18 protein-coding genes are annotated in these 18516 nt (G+C 73.8%); 10 read left to right on the top strand and 8 right to left on the bottom strand.

All coding sequences use genetic code 11. From position 1 onward, the window contains the following. Positions 1-163: 163 nt before the first annotated feature. Positions 164-541: an STAS domain-containing protein gene (locus AC4OXY_RS22330; protein ID WP_356027327.1), complete on the bottom strand. Its 378-nt coding sequence runs from the start codon at positions 539-541 to the stop codon at positions 164-166. A 249-nt stretch (positions 542-790) separates the two neighbouring features. On the opposite strand from AC4OXY_RS22330, the gene AC4OXY_RS22335 reads away from it, so the two are divergent. Beyond that, positions 791-1699, top strand: a complete 909-nt coding sequence (locus tag AC4OXY_RS22335) for an RNA polymerase sigma factor SigF (protein WP_356027291.1) — start codon at positions 791-793, stop codon at positions 1697-1699. A gap of 359 nt (positions 1700-2058) precedes the next feature. Next, a complete protein-coding gene (locus AC4OXY_RS22340; RefSeq protein ID WP_491994627.1) occupies positions 2059-3588 on the top strand; it encodes a ricin-type beta-trefoil lectin domain protein in 1530 nt (509 codons plus the stop codon). A gap of 23 nt (positions 3589-3611) precedes the next feature. On the opposite strand, the gene hutI is transcribed toward AC4OXY_RS22340, so the two are convergent. From hutI to hutU, 4 genes are all read right to left on the bottom strand, one after another. After that, on the bottom strand, positions 3612-4787 hold the full coding sequence (gene hutI, locus AC4OXY_RS22345) for an imidazolonepropionase (protein WP_362821493.1): 1176 nt from the start codon (positions 4785-4787) through the stop codon (positions 3612-3614). Between the two features lie 20 nt (positions 4788-4807). Continuing rightward, positions 4808-6145 carry a formimidoylglutamate deiminase gene (locus tag AC4OXY_RS22350; RefSeq protein WP_491994503.1) on the bottom strand — a complete coding sequence of 446 codons (1338 nt, stop codon included), beginning with the start codon at positions 6143-6145 and terminating at the stop codon, positions 4808-4810. Beyond that, entirely contained in the window at positions 6142-7344 is a 1203-nt protein-coding gene (locus AC4OXY_RS22355) for an allantoate amidohydrolase (protein WP_356027322.1), read from the bottom strand. The genes AC4OXY_RS22350 and AC4OXY_RS22355 overlap by 4 nt, the downstream gene beginning before the upstream one ends. Positions 7345-7433: 89 nt before the next feature. Then, positions 7434-9098 (bottom strand): urocanate hydratase, encoded by a 1665-nt coding sequence (gene hutU / locus AC4OXY_RS22360; protein ID WP_491994504.1) that lies wholly within the window; start codon positions 9096-9098, stop codon positions 7434-7436. A gap of 123 nt (positions 9099-9221) precedes the next feature. On the opposite strand from hutU, the gene AC4OXY_RS22365 reads away from it, so the two are divergent. The 5 genes from AC4OXY_RS22365 to AC4OXY_RS22385 all read left to right on the top strand — a co-directional run bounded on the left by AC4OXY_RS22365 (position 9222) and on the right by AC4OXY_RS22385 (position 12920). Beyond that, the gene (locus AC4OXY_RS22365) at positions 9222-10610 is read left to right on the top strand and encodes a type III PLP-dependent enzyme domain-containing protein (RefSeq protein ID WP_491994628.1); all 1389 of its coding nucleotides are present in this window, start codon (positions 9222-9224) and stop codon (positions 10608-10610) included. Positions 10611-10788: 178 nt separating this feature from the next. Further along, positions 10789-11184 (top strand): hypothetical protein, encoded by a 396-nt coding sequence (locus AC4OXY_RS22370; protein ID WP_356027279.1) that lies wholly within the window; start codon positions 10789-10791, stop codon positions 11182-11184. Beyond that, positions 11181-11975: a transcriptional regulator gene (locus AC4OXY_RS22375; RefSeq protein ID WP_402062893.1), complete on the top strand. Its 795-nt coding sequence runs from the start codon at positions 11181-11183 to the stop codon at positions 11973-11975. Before AC4OXY_RS22370 ends, AC4OXY_RS22375 begins: the two co-directional genes overlap by 4 nt. Before the next feature lie 46 nt (positions 11976-12021). Beyond that, positions 12022-12525, top strand: a complete 504-nt coding sequence (locus AC4OXY_RS22380) for a roadblock/LC7 domain-containing protein (protein WP_362821490.1) — start codon at positions 12022-12024, stop codon at positions 12523-12525. A gap of 20 nt (positions 12526-12545) precedes the next feature. Beyond that, positions 12546-12920, top strand: coding sequence for a roadblock/LC7 domain-containing protein (locus AC4OXY_RS22385; RefSeq protein WP_356027273.1), 375 nt, complete (start codon positions 12546-12548; stop codon positions 12918-12920). Positions 12921-12924: 4 nt separating this feature from the next. Here AC4OXY_RS22385 and AC4OXY_RS22390 read toward each other — a convergent pair whose 3' ends face one another. The 3 genes from AC4OXY_RS22390 to AC4OXY_RS22400 all read right to left on the bottom strand — a co-directional run bounded on the left by AC4OXY_RS22390 (position 12925) and on the right by AC4OXY_RS22400 (position 16029). Continuing rightward, positions 12925-13527, bottom strand: coding sequence for a hypothetical protein (locus AC4OXY_RS22390; RefSeq protein ID WP_491994505.1), 603 nt, complete (start codon positions 13525-13527; stop codon positions 12925-12927). Between the two features lie 106 nt (positions 13528-13633). Then, the gene (locus AC4OXY_RS22395) at positions 13634-14515 is read right to left on the bottom strand and encodes a MurR/RpiR family transcriptional regulator (RefSeq protein WP_362821488.1); all 882 of its coding nucleotides are present in this window, start codon (positions 14513-14515) and stop codon (positions 13634-13636) included. Further along, positions 14512-16029 (bottom strand): aromatic amino acid ammonia-lyase, encoded by a 1518-nt coding sequence (locus AC4OXY_RS22400; protein ID WP_356027266.1) that lies wholly within the window; start codon positions 16027-16029, stop codon positions 14512-14514. Before AC4OXY_RS22400 ends, AC4OXY_RS22395 begins: the two co-directional genes overlap by 4 nt. 141 nt (positions 16030-16170) lie before the next feature. Between AC4OXY_RS22400 and AC4OXY_RS22405 the strand changes: the two genes are divergently transcribed. Genes AC4OXY_RS22405 through AC4OXY_RS22415 form a run of 3 tightly spaced genes read left to right on the top strand, consistent with a single transcriptional unit; the run spans position 16171 to position 18507 of the window. Continuing rightward, positions 16171-17205, top strand: a complete 1035-nt coding sequence (locus AC4OXY_RS22405) for an ABC transporter ATP-binding protein (RefSeq protein WP_362821487.1) — start codon at positions 16171-16173, stop codon at positions 17203-17205. Next, complete coding sequence (locus AC4OXY_RS22410; protein WP_356027261.1) at positions 17202-17843, top strand: ABC transporter permease; 642 nt, start codon at positions 17202-17204, stop codon at positions 17841-17843. The genes AC4OXY_RS22405 and AC4OXY_RS22410 overlap by 4 nt, the downstream gene beginning before the upstream one ends. 1 nt (position 17844) lies before the next feature. Then, entirely contained in the window at positions 17845-18507 is a 663-nt protein-coding gene (locus AC4OXY_RS22415) for an ABC transporter permease (RefSeq protein WP_356027258.1), read from the top strand. The last annotated feature ends 9 nt before the right edge of the window (positions 18508-18516 follow it).

Consider the following 18516-nt stretch of genomic DNA (forward strand, 5'->3'; position numbering starts at 1 on the left):
TCCCGCCCCCTCCTGCCCTCTCCTGCCCGACCGATCCGGCGGAACACCCCCCGATTTCGTCACAAGGGGGGCGCGGGACACGAACGCCGTCCGACGGAGCGGCGGGCGGGAGCGCGGGCAGGACGGGCAGGGCGCGAAGGACGGGCGAGCGGGGCCGGCGGACTCAGTCGGCGCCGGGCGCCAGGGCCGCGGCCACGGAGTCGTGCACGGTGAAGACCGCTTCGGCTCCTGTGATCTCGAACACGCGGGCCACCACCGGCTGCATCCCCGCCAGATGGACCCCGCCGCCGGCGGCCTCGGCCTTCAGCCGGGCGCCGAGCAGGACGTTCAGGCCCGTGGAGTCGCAGAACTCCAGGCGCGTGCAGTCCACGACGAGGCGCGAGAAGCCCTTGGCCAGAAGGTGGTCGAGGGGCTCGCGCAGCAGATCGGCGGTGTGGTGGTCAAGCTCACCCGCCGGCTGGACGACGGCACTGGAGCCCTCTTCCCGCACCTCCACCAGGAGCCGGCCCGACTGTGCGCTGCCGACCATCCCGTGGTCCATGCCGTTCTCTCTCCCGAGGTCGTGGCCGCTGATGCCCTCGAACATTACGCCTTCCGAACGCACTCCGACACCTGAACAACCTCACATATTCGGACATATGTGAACGGAACGCACTTGCGATCGCCTCACGGAAGCCGGTAGGGCTAGTAAGGACACAAACCCCACCGGGCCGCGACGGCCCACGTCGGCTTTGGAGGCGCCGCACTCCGCAGTGCACGCATTGGCATCGGCAGCCATAAGCCGAGAACGATGGAGGACACCATGTCACCCCGGCTCGACGCATCGCATACCCAGTCCGCGACGTCGACACCCCCACCGGAACAGCTGGATCGGACCATCGACCCCCTCGACCCCGTCGAGGGACTCCCTGAGATCCCGCCGTACGACGAGATCGGTCCGGTCGACGCGCGGGCCCTGTCCAAGACCCTCTTCGAGCGTCTCGCGACGCTGGAGGAAGGGACGCACGAGTACGCGTACGTCCGCAACACTCTCGTCGAGCTGAATCTCGCCCTCGTCAAGTTCTCGGCCTCGCGCTTCCGCTCCCGCAGCGAGCCGATGGAGGACATCATCCAGGTCGGCACGATCGGCCTGATCAAGGCGATCGACCGCTTCGAGCTGTCGCGCGGGGTGGAGTTCCCCACCTTCGCGATGCCGACGATCATCGGCGAGATCAAGCGGTTCTTCCGTGACACGTCGTGGTCCGTGCGCGTCCCGCGCAGGCTTCAGGAACTCCGCCTCGACCTGGCCAAGGCCGGGGACGAGCTGGCCCAGAAGCTGGACCGCTCCCCCACGGTCGCGGAGCTGGCCGAGCGGCTCGGCCTGAGCGAGGACGAGGTCGTCGAGGGCATGGCCGCCTCGAACGCCTACACCGCCTCCTCGCTGGACGCCCAGCCCGAGGAGGACGAGACCGAGGGCGCGCTGGCGGACCGGATCGGGTACGAGGACCACGGGCTGGAGGGCATCGAGTACGTCGAGTCCCTCAAGCCGCTGATCGCCGAACTCCCGTCCCGGGACCGGAAGATCCTCTCGCTGCGCTTCGTGGCGAACATGACCCAGTCGGAGATCGGTGACGAACTCGGCATCTCCCAGATGCATGTGTCCCGGCTGCTCTCCCGCACGCTGGTGCGCCTGCGCAAGGGGCTGACGCTGGAGGAGTGAGCTCCGCCCCGCGACCCCGCGACGCCGTTTCGAGGTGACACCGCCGCAGCGACGGCCCGGCCGCCGGCCCGCACCGGCACCGGGCCGCTGTGGCGTGTGCGGGCGGGTGACGCATGTGCGGGCCGGGTGACGCATGCGCCCCCAACCGTTATCCGGTTACCCCGGGAAACCTCTTTCCCCGCCCGGCACCCTCCACCACCATGGGCCCACAAACCGGCCGGTAGGTCGGACGGGGGCCCGGGCTGCGCGGCCGCCCGGCGTCGCGAGGAGGCGGGACGATGGCTCAGGGGGACGACGCCGAGGCGGACGGGGCCGGGGCGGACAGGGCCGTACCGGAAGGCGGCACGCCGGAACGAGGCATGCCGGAAGGGGGCACATCGGAGAGCGGCTTGGCGGACGCGCCGGACTCGCGCCTCGCCGAGCTCCTCCGCACCCCCACCCCCACGGCGTACCCCGCGTTGCAGGAACTGCGTCGACGGCACCACCCGGCGGTCCTCGCCTACGCCCGGCTGTGCGCGGCGAGCGAGTCCGCCGCCCGCCGGCTGGCGGCCGAGACCTTCACCACGGCGGCCCGCGAAACGGCGCGCGGCGTCGACCCGGCCGTCCCGCTGCGCCACCGCCTCCTGCTGCTGACCGCCCGGCTGGCGACGGCCTGGGCGCGCGACGAGCGCTCCACGGGCGTCGATCCCGGCCTGCTGCTCGTGCGGAACGCGTCCGGCCTGCCCGACGGCCCCGTGCCGCCCCTCCTCCCGGCGTTCCGCTCGCTGCCCTCCCGCACCCAGGGCCTGCTCTGGTACGGCGTACTGGAACAGGAGCCGCAGGAGCGCACCGCCGCCTTCCTCGGCCTGAGCCGCACGGACGTGGCGTACGGCACCCCGCAGGCCCTCACCTCCCTGTCCCGGGCCTGCCTGCGCCTTCGCCTGGCCGCCTCCGACGACCCGCGCTGCGCCGACTTCCGCCGGCTGATCGAGGAGGCGGTACGGCCGGACGGCCCGCGCCACAGCGCCGACCTGGACGCCCACAGGGCGAGCTGCCCGCACTGCACGGCCGCCTACGAGGACCTGCGGGCCCTGCGGGACGCACCCCGGCCGACCCTGGCGGAGGGCCTGCTGCCCTGGAACGGCGCGGCGTACCTGCGCACCGAGGAGCCACCGGCCACCGCCGGCCCGCCCGCCGTCCGGCCGGGAGCGACGTGGCCCGCCGGGCGCCGCGCCCTGCTGACCTCGGCGGCCCTGGGCGTGGCCCTGATCCCGCTCCTGGTCTTCCTGCTCACCCCGGACCGCACGCGGGATCGGGAACCGACGTCGGCGACCCCGCCCCCTCCCCCGGTGACGGTGACGGCGACGATCTCGGTGCCCCCGCGCCCGTCCCCGTCCGCGTCCCCGTCAAGCCCCTCGAACTCCCCCTCCCCCATCGGGACTTCCCTCGGCCCGACCACCCCGGCACCGGCACCCACACCGCGCCCCACGCCCTCGTCCACACCCCCGGGAGCGTCGTACGCCCAGGTGGTGAACCTCGCCACGGGCCGCTGTCTGGACATCCGCGACGGCGATCCGGAGCAGGGCAACGACGTCGTCACGGCCCCCTGTTCCGACTCCCCGACCCAGCGCTGGCGCGTGGACACCGGCCTGGGTGTGGTCCGTTCGGCGGCCGACGACTCGTTCTGCCTGGACAGCCGGGGCGCGACCGACCGGGGCGTCGGCGTCTGGACCTGCGACTCGGTCCAGGGCCGCAACGGCGCCAACCTCCGTTTCACCGTCACCCCCGACGGCACGATCCGCCCGGCCATCGCCCCGGACACGGCGGTGACCCCCGACGGCCGCCACGACGTCTCCCTGGACCCGCTGGACGGGGGCGACGAACAGCGCTGGCGGGCAGGGGCTGCCTGAACTCCGCGAACGGCGCGGGCCGTTCAGACCACCCGCTCCCCCCGCCGCCACACGCCGCTGACCAGGGGCACGCCCGGCCGGTAGGCGAGGTGGACGTGGCTCGGCGCGTCCAGGAGGGTCAGGTCGGCGCGGGCGCCCGGGGTGAGGCGGCCGATGTCGGTGCGGCGCAGGGCCGCCGCACCGCCCGCCGTGGCCGACCAGACCGCCTCGTCCGGGGTCATCCGCATGTCGCGGACGGCCAGGGCGATGCAGAACGGGACGGAGGAGGTGAAGGACGAGCCCGGGTTGCAGTCCGTGGACAGGGCGACCGTCGCACCGGCGTCGAGGAGACGGCGGGCGTCCGGCCACTGCGCGCGCGTGGAGAACTCCGCGCCGGGCAGGAGGGTGGCGACCGTGGCGCTGTTCGCGAGGGCGTCGACGTCCGCGCCGGTGAGGTGCGTGCAGTGGTCGGCGCTGGCCGCGTCGAGTTCGACGGCGAGCTGGACGCCGGGGCCGTAGGAGAGCTGGTTGGCGTGGATGCGGGGGTGCAGGCCCTTCGCCCTGCCGGCGGTGAGGATCGCGCGGGCCTGGTCGCCGTCGAAGGCGCCCTTCTCGCAGAACACGTCGATCCAGCGGGCGTGCGGGGCGCAGGCGTCCAGCATCTCGCCGGTGACCAGGGCGACATAGGCGGCCGGGTCGTCGGCGTAGTCGGGGGAGACGATGTGCGCGCCGAGGTACGTCACCTCGTCGGTGTGGCGCGCGGCGATGCGCAGGGCGCGGGACTCGTCCTCGACCGTGAGGCCGTAGCCCGACTTCGTCTCGAAGGTGGTGGTGCCCTGGCGGAGCGCCTCCGCCAGGTAGTGGGTCAGGTTCGCCTCCAGGTCCGCGTCGCTCGCGGCGCGGGTGGCCGCGACCGTGGTGCGGATGCCACCCGCCGTGTAGGAGCGGCCGGACATACGGGCGTTGAACTCCTGGGTGCGGTCACCCGCGAAGACCAGGTGGGAGTGGGAGTCCACGAAGCCCGGCAGCACCGCCCGGCCGCCCGCGTCGACCCGGTTGTCAGTGGCGGGTGCTTTGCTGGATTCACCGGTCCACGCGACGCGGTCGCCGTCGATGACGACGGCCGCGTCCTGGATCAGACCGAGAGGGGAGCCGTCACCGAGGGAGGGGTCGTTGGTGACCAGCGTGGCGATGTTGGTGATGACGGTGCTGCTGCTCATGGTGTCCTCGTGGGTGGTGGTCAGGAGCGGAGGGCTTCGACTGCCCGCGCGAGGGCCTGCGGCACATCGGGTACGAGCGTGTGCGCCCCGTCGCGTACGACCTGCCGCCCGCCCACGACCGTGTGCCGTACGTCCGCCCCGGTCGCCGCGAATACGGCCGTCTCGGCGCCCAGTCGGGGCAGCGGGCCCGCTGTCCTGACCGAGTCGAGGGCGATCGTCGTGAAGTCGGCGAGAGCGCCCGCCTCCAGCGTGCCGGCCTCGTCCCAGCCGAGGGCGGCGTGGCCGTCGGCGGTGGCGGCCCGCAGCAGGGAGTTCGCGGTCCAGTGGCCCCGGGTGCGGGTGCGCAGCCGCTCGTTCAGCTCCATCGCGCGCGCCTCTTCGAGCAGGTCGATGACGGCGTGGCTGTCGGAGCCGAGCGAGAGCGGGGAGCCGGCCCGCTGGAGGGCGACGGCCGGGCCGATGCCGTCGGCGAGGTCGCGCTCGGTCGTCGGGCACATGCAGGTGCCGGTGCCCGAGCCGCCGAGCAGGGCGATGTCCTCGTCCGTGAGGTGGGTGTTGTGCACCCCGGTGGTGCGCGGCCCGAGGACTCCGTGGTCGGCGAGCAGCCGGGTGGGCGTGCAGCCGTGGGCGGCCTGGCAGGCGTCGTTCTCGGCGGTCTGCTCCGACAGGTGCACGTGCAGCGGGGCCCGCCGTTCCCCGGCCCATCGGGCCACGGTCGCCAACTGGGCGGCGGGCACGGCCCGTACGGAGTGGATCGCCGCCCCGATCCGTGCGTGATCCCGTTCCTTGAGAACTGCACAGCGTTCGGCCCAGGCCTCCGCGCTGCCGTCGGAGAACCGCAGTTGGCGGGCGTTGGGGGCCTCGCCGAAGCCGGCGGAGAGATAGCAGGTGTCGAGGAGGGTGATCCGGATGCCGGCCTCGGCGGCGGCCGCGATCAGCGCCTCGCCCATGGCGTTGGGATCCGCGTAGGGGGTGCCGCCGGGCGCGTGGTGCACGTAGTGGAACTCGCCGACGGCCGTGATGCCGGCGAGGGCCATCTCGGCGTACACCGCGCGGGCGAGCGCGTGGTAGGTCTCCGGGCTGAGCCGGTCGGCGACGGAGTACATCACCTCGCGCCAGGTCCAGAAGGTGCCGCTGCCGACCTGGACGGTGCCGCGCAGCGCCCGGTGGAAGGCGTGGCTGTGGGCGTTGGCCAGGCCGGGCAGGGTCAGGCCGCGCAGCACCTCGGCGCCGGGCGGCGGGGCGGTGACACCGGTGCGGACGGCGCTGATCCGCCCGCCTTCCACGTCCAGGGCGACGCCCGGCTCGACGGTGGTGTCGAGCCAGGCGTGCTCCAGCCAGTAGGTCGCCTTGGTCACGTGCGGGCCAGCCCTTCCAGTACGTCGGCGAGCGCGTGCACCCCGGCCAGGCAGTCGTCCTCGGCGGCGGACTCGGCCGGGGAGTGCGAGACCCCGGTGGGGTTGCGCACGAACAGCATGGCGGTCGGAATGCTCCCGGAGAGGATTCCGGCGTCGTGTCCGGCCCCGGTCCCGAGGACGGGCACGGTCAGGCCGGTGTCCTTGCCCAGGATGCGGCCGAGTTCGTCGCGCAGGGCGTGGTCGAACTCGACGACGGGGGTGAAGGACTCCCGGACGACGTCGAGGTCGATGCCGTGGGCGTCCGCGTACTCCCGGGCCGCCTTCTCGATGCCGCCGACCACCGTGTCCAGGGTGTCCTGGTCGGCGGCGCGGGAGTCGAGCCAGCCGCGCACGAGGGAGGGGATGGCGTTGACCCCGTTGGGCTCGACGGAGATCTTCCCGAAGGTGGCCACGGCACCGGCGAGCGCGGCCTCCCGGCGGGCGGCGAGCACGGTCTCGGCGTAGGACAGCATCGGGTCGCGCCGGTCCACCAGCCGGGTGGTGCCGGCGTGGTTGGCCTCGCCCCGGAAGTCGAACCGCCAGCGTCCGTGCGGCCAGATGGCACTGGCGATGCCCACCTGATCCCCGGACAGGTCCAGTGCCCGGCCCTGCTCGACGTGCAGCTCGACGAAGGCGCCGATCCGGGCCAGCCGCTCGGGGTCGGCCCCGATGGCGTCGGGGTCGTACCCGGCGGCCTCCATGGCGCGCGGGAGCGTGACTCCGTCGGCGTCGGTCAGCCGGTGCGCCTGCTCGACGGTCAGCTGCCCGGCGGTGAGCCGCGACCCGACGCAGGCGAGCCCGAACCGGGCGCCCTCCTCGTCGCCGAAGTTGACGATGGCCAGGGGCTTGCCGAACCGCGCGCCCCGGCCGCGCAGTTCATCGAGCGCGGCGAAGGAGGACACGACCCCGAGGGGCCCGTCGAAGGCCCCGCCGTCCGGCACGGAGTCGAGATGCGACCCGGTGACGACGGCGTCCCCGGCCGCCGGGTCCCCGAGCCAGGCCCACTGGTTCCCGTTCCGGTCGACCTCGTAGGCCAGCCCGCGCGCCTCGGCCTGCTCCTGGAACCAGGCCCGGCACTCGGCATCGGCCCCGGTCCAGGCGTACCGCCGGTAGCCACCGGAGTCGGAGTGCCGGCCGACGGGAAGAAGCTCGCGCCACATCTCCTGGAAGGAGGGCGTGCGGTGGCCGGCGGGGCCGACGGACGGTGTGCCGTCGGCCCGTACCGGCCGGGGCGCGGCAGAGCGCTGGGTCACGCGCCGTCACCCTCACGCATCGGCACCCGGACCCCCCGCTCGGCCGCGACCGACTCGGCGATGTCGTACCCGGCGTCCACGTGCCGGATGACGCCCATGCCCGGGTCGTTGGTGAGCACGCGGCGGATCTTCTCGCCGGCGAGCTTCGTGCCGTCCGCCACGCTGACCTGCCCGGCGTGGATGGAGCGTCCCATGCCCACGCCGCCACCGTGGTGGATGGAGACCCAGGAGGCACCGGAGGCCACGTTCACCATGGCGTTCAGCAGCGGCCAGTCGGCGATGGCGTCGGAGCCGTCGAGCATGGCCTCGGTCTCGCGGTACGGCGAGGCCACGGAGCCGCAGTCCAGGTGGTCGCGGCCGATGGCCAGCGGGGCGGCCAGCTCGCCGGAGGCGACCATGTCGTTGAAGCGCTCGCCAGCCTTGTCGCGCTCGCCGTAGCCGAGCCAGCAGATGCGCGCGGGCAGGCCCTGGAAGTGGACGCGCTCGCGGGCCATCGTGATCCAGCGGGCCAGGGACTCGTTCTCCGGGAACAGCTCCAGGATCGCCTTGTCGGTCTTGGCGATGTCGGCCGGGTCGCCGGAGAGCGCGGCCCAGCGGAAGGGGCCCTTGCCCTCGCAGAACAGCGGGCGGATGTAGGCGGGGACGAAGCCGGGGAAGGCGAACGCGCGGTCGTACCCGGCGAGTTGGGCCTCGCCGCGGATGGAGTTGCCGTAGTCGAAGACCTCGGCGCCTGCGTCCATGAAGCCGACCATGGCCTCGACGTGCTTCGCCATGGACTCACGCGCACGCGTGGTGAAGCCGGCCGGGTCCTTGGCGGCGGCGTCGGCCATGTCCTCGAAGGCGACGCCCACCGGAAGGTACGACAGCGGGTCGTGGGCGGAGGTCTGGTCGGTGACGATGTCGATCGGCGCGTTGATCGCGAGCAGCTGCGGGACCAGCTCGGCGGCGTTGCCGAGGACGCCGACGGAGAGCGGGCGGCGGGCGTCGCGGGCCTCGGTGGCGAGCTGGAGGGCGTGGTCCAGTGAGTCGGCCTTCACGTCGAGGTAGCGGTGCTCGATGCGGCGCTCGATGGCGCGCGGGTCGCAGTCGATGCAGATCGCGACGCCGTCGTTCATGGTCACGGCGAGCGGCTGGGCGCCGCCCATGCCGCCGAGGCCGGCGGTGAGAGTGATCGTGCCCGCGAGGGTGCCGCCGAACTTCTTCGCGGCGACGGCGGCGAAGGTCTCGTAGGTGCCCTGGAGGATGCCCTGGGTGCCGATGTAGATCCAGGAGCCGGCGGTCATCTGGCCGTACATGGTCAGGCCGAGGGCCTCCAGGCGGCGGAACTCCTCCCAGTTGGCCCAGTCGCCGACCAGGTTGGAGTTGGCGATGAGGACGCGCGGGGCCCACTCGTGGGTCTGCATGACGCCGACCGGGCGGCCGGACTGGACCAGCATGGTCTCGTCCTGCTTGAGGGTCCTCAGGGTGCGGACCATCGCGTCGAAGGAGCGCCAGTCACGGGCGGCCTTGCCGGTGCCGCCGTAGACGACGAGCTTGTCGGGGTGCTCGGCGACCTCGGGGTCGAGGTTGTTCTGGAGCATCCGCAGGGCGGCTTCCTGCTGCCATCCCAGGGCACTGAGTTCCGTGCCGCGCGGGGCTCGTACGGGGCGGGGTCCCGACATCGTCTGCCTCCTCCTGTTGCTATGTCTATTCACATCCTGACTTCCTGAATAGAACTAGTCAATACATCGGGGGGAGCGCGTTCGCACGTCGTCGGTGTTTGGCTGGATGCACCTGGGGCCGACCTGAGGGGAGACACCGTGGAACGGGATGTCGAGACCGAGGCGCGGGAGCGCGCCGCCCGGCGGGACGAGGCGGTGCGCGCGGCCGTGGAGCAGGGGCTGCTCGGTCCGGACGCGGCCGTGGTGGGACTGCTGGACGTGACCGGGATCCGGCGGTCGGCGGCGGCGCTGCGGGCGGCGTTCGACACGGCCGTGCCGCCCGGCACGCCGGTGCTGCACGCCTTCGCGGTGAAGGCCACCCCGCTGGTGCCGGTGCTGCGGCTGCTGCACGAGGCGGGGCTCGGCGCGGAGGTGGCGAGCCCCGGCGAGCTGGCGCTGGCGCGGGCGGCCGGGGTGCCGGCGGAGCGGACGGTGCTGGACGCGCCCGCGAAGACCCCGGCCGAGCTGCGCGAGGCACTGGCCCTCGGCATCGCCGTGAACGCCGACAACCCGCAGGAGCTGGACCGGCTGGACGCACTCGTCCGCACGGGGTCCACCCGCTCCCCGCTGGGCCTCAGGGTCAATCCGCAGCTCGGCGGCGGCTCGATCCGGGCGACGTCCACGGCGACGGCGACCTCGAAGTTCGGGGTGCCCCTGCGCGACGAGGGGGCACGCGAGTGGGTCGTGCGGGCGTTCGTGGCGCGGCCGTGGCTGACCCGGCTGCACGCGCACACCGGCTCACAGGGCATCCCGCTGCCGCTGCTGGCGCGGGGCGTGGCGGAGACGTACGCGCTCGCGGAGGAGATCAACGCGCGCGCCGGCCGGCGGCAGGTCGACACGCTCGACATCGGCGGCGGGCTGTCCGTGGACTTCGCCTCGGAGGCGACGGAGCCGACGTACGCGCAGTACGCGCGCGTGCTGGCCGGTCAGGTGCCGGGACTGTTCGACGGGCGCTACGGGCTGGTGACCGAGTTCGGGCGCTCACTCATGGCCCGGCACGGGACGGTGGTGGCGCGGGTGGAGTACGCCAAGAGCGCGGGCGGGCGGCGGATCGCGGTGACGCACGCGGGCGTGCAGGTGGCGACGCGGACGGTGTACGCGCCCGAGGCGTGGCCGCTCAGGATCGCCGCGTACGACGCCAAGGGGCGCCCCAAGCAGGGGCCGGAGGTGGTGCAGGACGTGGCCGGGCCGGCCTGCTTCTCGGGCGACCTGCTCGCCGAGGGGCGCGCGCTGCCCGCGCTGGAGCAGGGCGACCACGCGGCGGCGCTGGACACGGGCGCGTACTACTTCGCCCACCACTACGCCTACAACTCCCTTGCCCGGCCCGGCATCTACGGCTTCGCGCCGGACGGTGCGGGAGGCGTCGCCTTCGCGGTCGTACGGGAGCCGCAGACCGTCGCCGAGGTGGTGGCGGAGTCCGGAGGGGCGCACGCGGACGCGCTCACCATCCTGCGGGCGCCCGGGAGCCGTTGACGCACGCCGCTCCCCCGCGCACAACTGGATCAACTCCAGCGTCACAGAGGCCAGTTGGCCCACACTAGTACGCCGGACGCATGTTCCACTGGAAAATGCCAAAGGCCTCACCCGCGGCGCGCACGGTGCGTAGTGTCGGCGTCACTCAGCCGGAGTCCCAGGCGGGAGGGGAGCCACGGTGCCCGGAATCGACGAGTGCCTGCTGGAAGCGATGCGGTTGCCCGGTGCGCGGGGTGCCTCGCTCGTGGACTGGACGAGCGGACTGGCGCTCGGCACGGTCGGGGAGGCGCCCGGCGGCGATCACGAGACGACCGCCGCCGAGGCCGCCGAGCTGGCCCGGATGGCCGCCGAGCACGGCGCGTTCGCCCTCCACGGTGATGGCGCCGACGACGGGCGGCCACCCGTCGAGGACGTGATCGTCAGCAACCGCGACAGCTACCACCTGCTGCGGTTCGTGGACACGTCCTTCGACAGCAGCGTGTTCCTGCACCTGTGGCTCGGCCGCGAGGACGGCAACCTCGCGCTCGCCCGGATCCGCCTCGGCGAGATGGCCGCCCGGCTGGTGCTGGGATGACCGTGACGCACATACCTCCGCTGCCGGTGCGCGACAAGGCGGCCGGCCGGGCCCTGTCGCCGATGCTGACCCGGCTGGCCGAGGAGCGCGCCACCGGCGTCCTGGTGCGCGAGCACGGCGTCCTGCACCTCGCCGAGGGCCGGGTGGTGCACGCCGAGAGCCCCTCCTCCCCGGGCCTCGACGTGCTCCTCACGGCCCACGGCACCCTCGCGGCCGCCGCCTGGCAACAGGCCGCCGCGCGCACCACGGGCCCGCTGCGGACCGCCGAACTCCTGCTGGAATCAGGGCTGTTGCCCGCCGGCGCGCTGGAGCTGTGCCACCTGGACGCGCTGTACGACGCCGGGTACTTCGCGCTGGCCCCGAGCAGCACCCCGGGCCGCTTCCGCTACGACAACGCCCCCCGGCCCGGGCCGCTGCCCTCGGTGCCGGTCGTCGCGCTGGAACGCGAGACGCTGCGCCGCCGGCTGCTGCTGCACCGGCTGTGGCCCGACCCGGCCGCCGACAGCGCCCCGCTGATCCGCGCCGACCCGGTGGCACCCGCGCCGCTCACGCCCCGGCAGCGGGCGGTCCTGGACCGCGTGGACGGCGTCCGCACGGCCACCGGGATCGCCCGGAACCTGGGCCGGCAGGCCTTCCACACGCTGGTCGACGTGCGCCGGCTCGCGGCGGCCGGCCGGCTCGCGCCGGTGCCCCCCGCGGTCCCGGACCCCGCGCCGCCGTACCCACCCCCGGTCGCCGACCCCGACATCGCGCTGCTGAAGAGGCTCAGGGATGCGCTGGAGGCGCTTTGAACGGCACCGTCCCGCCGAGCACCGCCCCGCTGAGAGGAGAGAGCTGATGGTGTCCGAGGAGGACCTCCGGGCGGTCCTGGAGGAGCTGCACCGGCTGCGTACCCGGGTGCCGCAGCTCACCGGCGCCCTGGCGGCCGGCGTCGACGGACTCGTCGTCGCCCACGACACCCCCGGCGTCGACCCCGAGGGCCTGGCCGCGCTGACCGCCGCCGCGCTCGGCGTGGCCGTCCGGGTCAGCGACGCGACGGGACACGGCGGCTTCCGCGAGCTGCTGGTGCGCGGCGAGGGCGGCTACGTCGCCACCTACGCCGCGGGCCGCACCGCCGTGCTGACCCTGCTCGCCGAAGGCCGGGTCAACGTCGGGCGGCTGCACCTGGAGGGCCGCCGGGCCGGCGCCCGGATCGGGGAGCTGCTCGACGCCGCCGAGGCCACCGCCCGGGCCGCCCGCCCGCCCCGCAGGGCGCTCGGCGCCGTCAGCCCCGCACCCCCGACCCGCCCCCGTACGACCCGCACCACGAGCGCCGACGTGCGCACCGCAACCGACAGTTGAACGATCCGAGAGGACTCGCCATGGCCAACACCGAGACCGCGCTGAAAGAGGCGCTCACCTCCATCGAGGGCGCCACCGGCGTCGCGCTCGTCGACTACACCAGCGGGATGGCGCTGGGCACGATGGGCGGCAGCAAGACCTTCGACCTGAACGTGGCCGCCGCCGGCAACACCGACGTGATCCGCGCCAAGATGCGCACGATGGAGATGCTGGGCCTCAAGAGCGGGATCGAGGACATCCTGATCACGCTGACCGACCAGTACCACCTGGTCCGCCTGCTCACCAGCCGTGGCGGCAACGGCCTGTTCCTCTACCTGGTCCTGGACTCGTCCCGGGCCAACCTGGCGATGGCCCGGCACCAGTTGAGGAGGATCGAGGAGGAACTGGAGGTCTGAGCCCCTAGGCGAGCGCCGCGGTGCGGCGGCGGGTCCCGCCCGGGGCCGCGTCGCCGGCCGCGATGCCCGTACCGCGCAGGCCCGTCACGGCCTTGCCCACCGGGTTCCCGCCGCGCGGGCCCAGCCGGTCGACGCGCACCCACAGCAGCGTCTGCCCGGCCCGCTCGCGCCGCCCGATCCAGGCGGCCTTCAGCCGCAGTCCGGTGCCGAGCCCGGCGAGCAGCAGGCCGCCGGCCGCGGGGAGGACGAAGGCCGAACCCAGCGCCAGGGCGAGGGCGAGCAGCAGCCACCAGCGGTGGCCCCGGCGCCAGACGCGCACGGTCACCGCCCGGTCCTGGAGCACGTCGTACTTGCCCGCGCGGGCCGCGCCGCGCGCGAGAACGTCGTACCGCCCCCGCCGCGCGAGCGGTACGGCGGCCGCGGCCACGACGAACAGCGCGGCCCCGGCCAGCACCCCGGTCCGGCGTCCGGTCAGTCCGGGCGGCAGCACCCCTATCCCGGCCGCGACCACCCCGGACCACCACAGCGGTGCGGCCCCGGCCCGTACGACGACGGCCACCCGGGCCAGTCCGCGTCCCCCGCGTCCTTCTCGTCCTGCGCGCGCCACGTCGGCCTCCCGTGTCACGTGTTCCCACAGCGCCTCTATGTCGCAGGGAAGCTAGTGGGCGAACCTGAGACGAGTCTGAGAGCACCTGCGGGAGCCCGCAGACGGGTCACTCCACGAACAGGCCCCGGGCCGCCGCCTTCGCGTCGAACTCCTCCAGCCGGGCCTGTGCCTCGGGCAGGTCGTCGCAGACCGCCTCCAGCAGCACCCGGCCGAGCAGCATCGGCGCGCACGCGGTGTCGAAGGCGAGCCCGGTGCCGACGGCGGCGGGCAGCAGCAGGTCGGAGTGCTTGGCGACCGGTGCGAACGCGGAGTCGGCGACCGTGACCGTGGTCAGCCCCACGTCCTTGGCGTAGGCGAGGGTGTCGACGACCTCGCGCGGATGCCGGGGCAGCGCGAAGCACAGCAGGGCCGACGCGCCCGCGCGGACGACGGCGTCGATGCGGTCCTGGAGCATCGTGCCGCCCTCGTCGAGCAGCCGGACGTCCGGGTGGACCTTGGCCGCGAAGTACGAGAAGCCGTACGCCTGGGAGGCGGCCGCGCGCAGCCCGAGCACCGGCAGCGGCCGGGACGCGGCGAGGATCCGGCCGGCCCGCTGCACCGGGCGCGGGTCGGCGAGCAGTTCGGCGAGGTGGCGCAGGTTCTCGATCTCGGCCTCGACGGCCTGCTGGTACTCGTTGAACGCGCCCGCCTCGGCGGCCGGTTCGGCGGGCACGACCTCGCGCAGATGCCTGCGCAGCGCCGGATAGCCGTCGAAACCGAGCGCGACGGCGAACCGGGTCACCGACGGCTGGCTGACCCCGGCCAGTTCGGCCAGCTCCACGCTGGACAGGAAGGCCACGTCGCCAGCCCGCCGGACCATGCTGTGCGCGATCCGGCGCTGGGTCGGGGTGAGCCGGTGCCCCTCGAAGAGCGCCTGCAACCGGCCCGCGGGACTGTCCGGGGCGCCGGACGGCACACTCTCGGTGTCGGTACTCCTGTCCGCGCTCATGACGCGCTCCCCCTCCAGATGTCCGTGAACCGGTCGAGCAGTGCGGCGGCCGCCGCCACGTCGTCCGTGAGCGGCCGGTCGGCCGGGTCGGTGCCGAGGACCGGCTCGGCGAGCGCGAAGGCCCGGCCGGCCGGCAGCCCCGGGTCGGGCCGCAGGTCGCGCAGGCGCAGCGCGCGGACGGCGGCGACGAGCTCGCAGCCGACCACCAGACGATACGCACCGCACGCGCGCAGGGTCTGCCGCGCGGCGAGCGAGGCGAAGCTCGCCTGTTCCTCGACGCCCCGGGAGAGTACAGCGTGGCCGAGCGAGGCGGGCGCGGAGAAGGCACGCAGGTCACCGAGGGCGGCGGCGGCCGCGTACTCCAGGATCATCACGCCGGAGGCGGCCGGCGCGGAGTCGGCGAGGAAGGGCCGCAGCCGGGTGTAGGCGGGCTCGTTGAGGGTGGACAGGCGGGACGTCGACAGCCGGGCCACCTGGGTGAGGGCGAGCCTGAAGTGGTCGAGGGCGAGGGCGAGTCGGGCCGCGTAGAAGCCGCCGTGGTGGTAGGCGGCCTGGTCCTCGGGGACGATGAGCGGGTTCTCGGCGGCCGCGTTGATCTCCACGTCCAGCACCCGCTCCAGGGCGTCGGCGGCGTCGTGCGCGGGGCCGTGGATCTGGGGCAGGCACCGGAAGCCGTAGGGGTCCTGGATCCGGCCGAGCGGCGGGGTGGGCCGGTCGGCGGCGCCGATCAGCTCGCGCATCCGCCGGGCCGCCTCGGCGCTGCCCCGGTCCGCGCGGGCGGCGTGCACGGGGGCGGCGTAGGCCTCGTGGGAGCCGTCGACGGCGAGCAGGGACAGGGCGGCGACGACCTGGGTGGCGCCGACGAGCCCGCGCAGCTCGTGCAGGGCGAGCGCGGACTGGCCGAGGGTCAGGGCGTTGCTGCTGATCAGGGCGAGGGCGTCGTTGTTGTCGAGGCGCCGCGGGGCGGGGGCGCCCGCGCCCCGCCACGGGTGTTCCCCGGCGAGCGCGAGGCCGACCTGAGCCAGGCCCGCTATGTCGCCGGTGCCGACCGAGCCGAACTCGTTGACGACCGGGTACGCGCCCGACTCCAGCGCCTCGCACAGCGCGGTGACCACGCTCGGCCGCAGCCCGGCGCCGCCGGCCAGCAACTGGTTGGCGCGGACGGCGAGGGCGGCGCGCACCTGCCGGGCGGGGAGTTCCCCGCCGATCGCGCCGGCATGGCTGCGCAGCAGGCGCAGGCCGTGATCGGAGGCGGCCTCGGTGGGCACGTCCTCGTTCCGGTTGGCGCCGACGCCGGTGGAACGGCCGTAGACGCGTCCGGTGGCGGCGATCTGCCGGGCGGCGTTCCAGGACTCCTCCACGCGCAGCATCGCCTCGGGCGCGGGGACCGGCCGCGCGCTCCCGTCGGCGAGGCGTACGACGTCCTCGACACCGAGTCCGGACCCGTCCAGCACCACGGTCGCGGATCGCGCAGACGACACGGACGGCGATGCATCCACTATGCGAGACGACAACACGCCCAAACTCCCCTCAATCCGGACACTCGATCTTGCCCTTCGGTCATCCGTTACAGCGGATTAACGTCGAACCGTTGACAAGCTATTCACACACCAAGAACTCTGCATGACGTTATACAGCCGGGCAAGGGACATCTCATGATCCAGTTCGACGCGGTCCACAAGCGCTTCCCCAACGGCACCACAGCGGTCCACGACCTCAACCTGGAGATGCCGGAGGGCGGCATCACCGTCCTGGTCGGATCCTCCGGTTGCGGCAAGACCACCACCCTGCGGATGATCAACCGGATGGTCGAGCCGACCTCCGGCACCATCCGCGTCGGCGGCCAGGACGTCACCCGGCAGGACGCGGCCGCGCTGCGCCGCTCCATCGGCTACGTCATCCAGCAGGCCGGCCTCTTCCCGCACCGCACGGTGCTCGACAACATCGCCACCGTCCCGCTGCTGCTCGGCCGGCGCCGCAAGGAGGCCCGGGCCCGCGCCGCGGAACTCCTGGAGACCGTGGGCCTGGCCCCGGAGGCCGGCCGGCGCTACCCCCACCAGCTCTCCGGCGGCCAGCAACAGCGCGTCGGCGTCGCCCGCGCCCTGGCCGCCGACCCGCCCGTCCTGCTCATGGACGAGCCGTTCGGCGCGGTCGACCCGGTGGTACGCGCCCAGCTCCAGGACGAACTGCTGCGACTCCAGGCGGAGCTGAGCAAGACCATCGTGTTCGTCACGCACGACATCGACGAGGCGGTGCGGCTCGGCGACCAGATCGCCGTGTTCCGCACGGGCGGCCACCTGGTCCAGTGCGCCCCGCCCGCCGAACTCCTGGCCCGGCCGGCCGACGAGTTCGTGGCCGACTTCCTCGGCGCCGAGCGCGGACTGAAGCTGCTGTCCCTGACAACCCTCGCCGACGTCCCGCAGGGACCGGCACCCGAAGGCGGCCCCTGGACCCTCGCCCTCGACGCGCAGCGCAAGCCCCTCCACTGGGCCTCTCAGGACGCCGAGATCCCGGTCCGCCCGCTACGGGACACCGACTCGCTCCTCTCCGCCCTCAACGAGTCGGTCGCCTCCCCCACCGGCCTGATCGCCCGCGTCGGCCCCGACGGCGTCCTCACCGGCGTCACCTCCCGCGACGACATCCACGAGCGCGCCGGCCGCGCCCACGCGGAAGTGCGGGTGGCCGCATGACGATCGACTGGTCCTGGATATCGGCCCACACCGACGACCTCACCACCCTGACGCTCTCCCACCTCCAGGCCGCTCTCACGGCCGTCGCCCTCGGCCTGCTGATCTCGCTGCCGCTGGCCGTGGTCGCCCACCGGCTCCCCCGGCTGCGCGGCCTGCTGCTCGGCCTGTCCAACGTCCTGTTCACGATCCCGTCGATCGCGATCTTCGTCCTGCTGCTGCCGGTCAGCGGCCTGACCCGCACCACCACCGTCACCGGCCTGACCGTCTACACCCTGGTCGTCCTGCTGCGGAACACCGTCGAGGGCCTGGACTCGGTCCCCGTGAAGGTGAAGGAGGCCGCGAAGGCGATGGGCACGCGCCCGCTGCGCACGCTCCTGACCGTCGAGTTCCCCCTCGCGCTCCCCGTGATCTTCGCCGGCGTCCGCATCGCCACCGTCATGTCGATCTCCCTGGTCTCCGTCGCGACCTACATCGGCGACGGCGGCCTGGGCCAGCTCTTCACCGACGGCTTCCAGCGCAACTTCCCGACCCCGGTGATCGCCGGAGTGGTCCTCACCCTGCTCCTCGCCGTCGTGGCGGACGCGGCGCTGGTCGCCGTCCAGTACGCCCTCACTCCGTGGACCAGGAGGCGAGCCTGAGATGTACGAGCTCCTCAAGAACCTCGGTGCCTGGCTGACCAGCGGCTCCCAGTGGACCGGCCCCGACGGCATCGCGCACCGCCTCGCCGAACACCTCCAGTACTCCCTGCTGGCCACGCTCATCGCCGCCGCCATCGGACTGCCGCTCGGCCTGCTGATCGGCCACACCGGCAGGGGCGCGTTCCTCGCGATCAACCTCGCCTCCTTCGGCCGCGCCCTGCCGACCGTCGGCCTGGTCGTCCTGGTCTTCCTGGCCGGCGGCCTGTCGATGCTGCCGGTGTACGTCGCGCTGGTCGCCCTCGCCGTCCCCGCGATCGTCACCAACACCTACGCCGGCATGACGGCCGTCGACCCGGACGTGAAGGACGCGGCGCGCGGCCAGGGCATGCGCGGCCACCAGGTCCTGTTCCAGGTGGAACTGCCGCTCGCGCTGCCGCTGATCATGACGGGTCTGCGCCTCGCCCTGATCCAGGTCGTCGCCACGGCGACCATCGCCGCGTACGTCTCCTTCGGCGGCCTCGGCCGCTACGTCTTCGACGGCCTCGCCCAGCGCGACCTGGTCCAGGTGCTCGGCGGCGCGGTGCTGGTCGCCGTCGTCGCCATCGCCCTGGACATGACCCTGGCCGCCCTCCAGCGCTTCCTGTTCCGCCACCGCACCGCTTAGGGAACCCCC

It is taken from the genome of Streptomyces sp. HUAS MG56 (assembly GCF_058673395.1).

What these genes read in the sequence shown, in the direction of transcription:
- AC4OXY_RS22385 (WP_356027273.1), top strand. Translation starts at nt 12,546, where the DNA reads ATGGCCAACACCGAGACCGCGCTGAAAGAGGCGCTCACCTCCATCGAG.
- hutU (WP_491994504.1), bottom strand. Translation starts at nt 9,098, where the DNA reads ATGTCGGGACCCCGCCCCGTACGAGCCCCGCGCGGCACGGAACTCAGT.
- AC4OXY_RS22410 (WP_356027261.1), top strand. Translation starts at nt 17,202, where the DNA reads ATGACGATCGACTGGTCCTGGATATCGGCCCACACCGACGACCTCACC.
- AC4OXY_RS22395 (WP_362821488.1), bottom strand. Translation starts at nt 14,515, where the DNA reads ATGAGCGCGGACAGGAGTACCGACACCGAGAGTGTGCCGTCCGGCGCC.
- hutI (WP_362821493.1), bottom strand. Translation starts at nt 4,787, where the DNA reads ATGAGCAGCAGCACCGTCATCACCAACATCGCCACGCTGGTCACCAAC.
- AC4OXY_RS22330 (WP_356027327.1), bottom strand. Translation starts at nt 541, where the DNA reads ATGGACCACGGGATGGTCGGCAGCGCACAGTCGGGCCGGCTCCTGGTG.
- AC4OXY_RS22340 (WP_491994627.1), top strand. Translation starts at nt 2,059, where the DNA reads ATGCCGGAAGGGGGCACATCGGAGAGCGGCTTGGCGGACGCGCCGGAC.
- AC4OXY_RS22405 (WP_362821487.1), top strand. Translation starts at nt 16,171, where the DNA reads ATGATCCAGTTCGACGCGGTCCACAAGCGCTTCCCCAACGGCACCACA.
- AC4OXY_RS22415 (WP_356027258.1), top strand. Translation starts at nt 17,845, where the DNA reads ATGTACGAGCTCCTCAAGAACCTCGGTGCCTGGCTGACCAGCGGCTCC.
- AC4OXY_RS22375 (WP_402062893.1), top strand. Translation starts at nt 11,181, where the DNA reads ATGACCGTGACGCACATACCTCCGCTGCCGGTGCGCGACAAGGCGGCC.
- AC4OXY_RS22380 (WP_362821490.1), top strand. Translation starts at nt 12,022, where the DNA reads ATGGTGTCCGAGGAGGACCTCCGGGCGGTCCTGGAGGAGCTGCACCGG.
- AC4OXY_RS22355 (WP_356027322.1), bottom strand. Translation starts at nt 7,344, where the DNA reads ATGTGGCGCGAGCTTCTTCCCGTCGGCCGGCACTCCGACTCCGGTGGC.
- AC4OXY_RS22335 (WP_356027291.1), top strand. Translation starts at nt 791, where the DNA reads ATGGAGGACACCATGTCACCCCGGCTCGACGCATCGCATACCCAGTCC.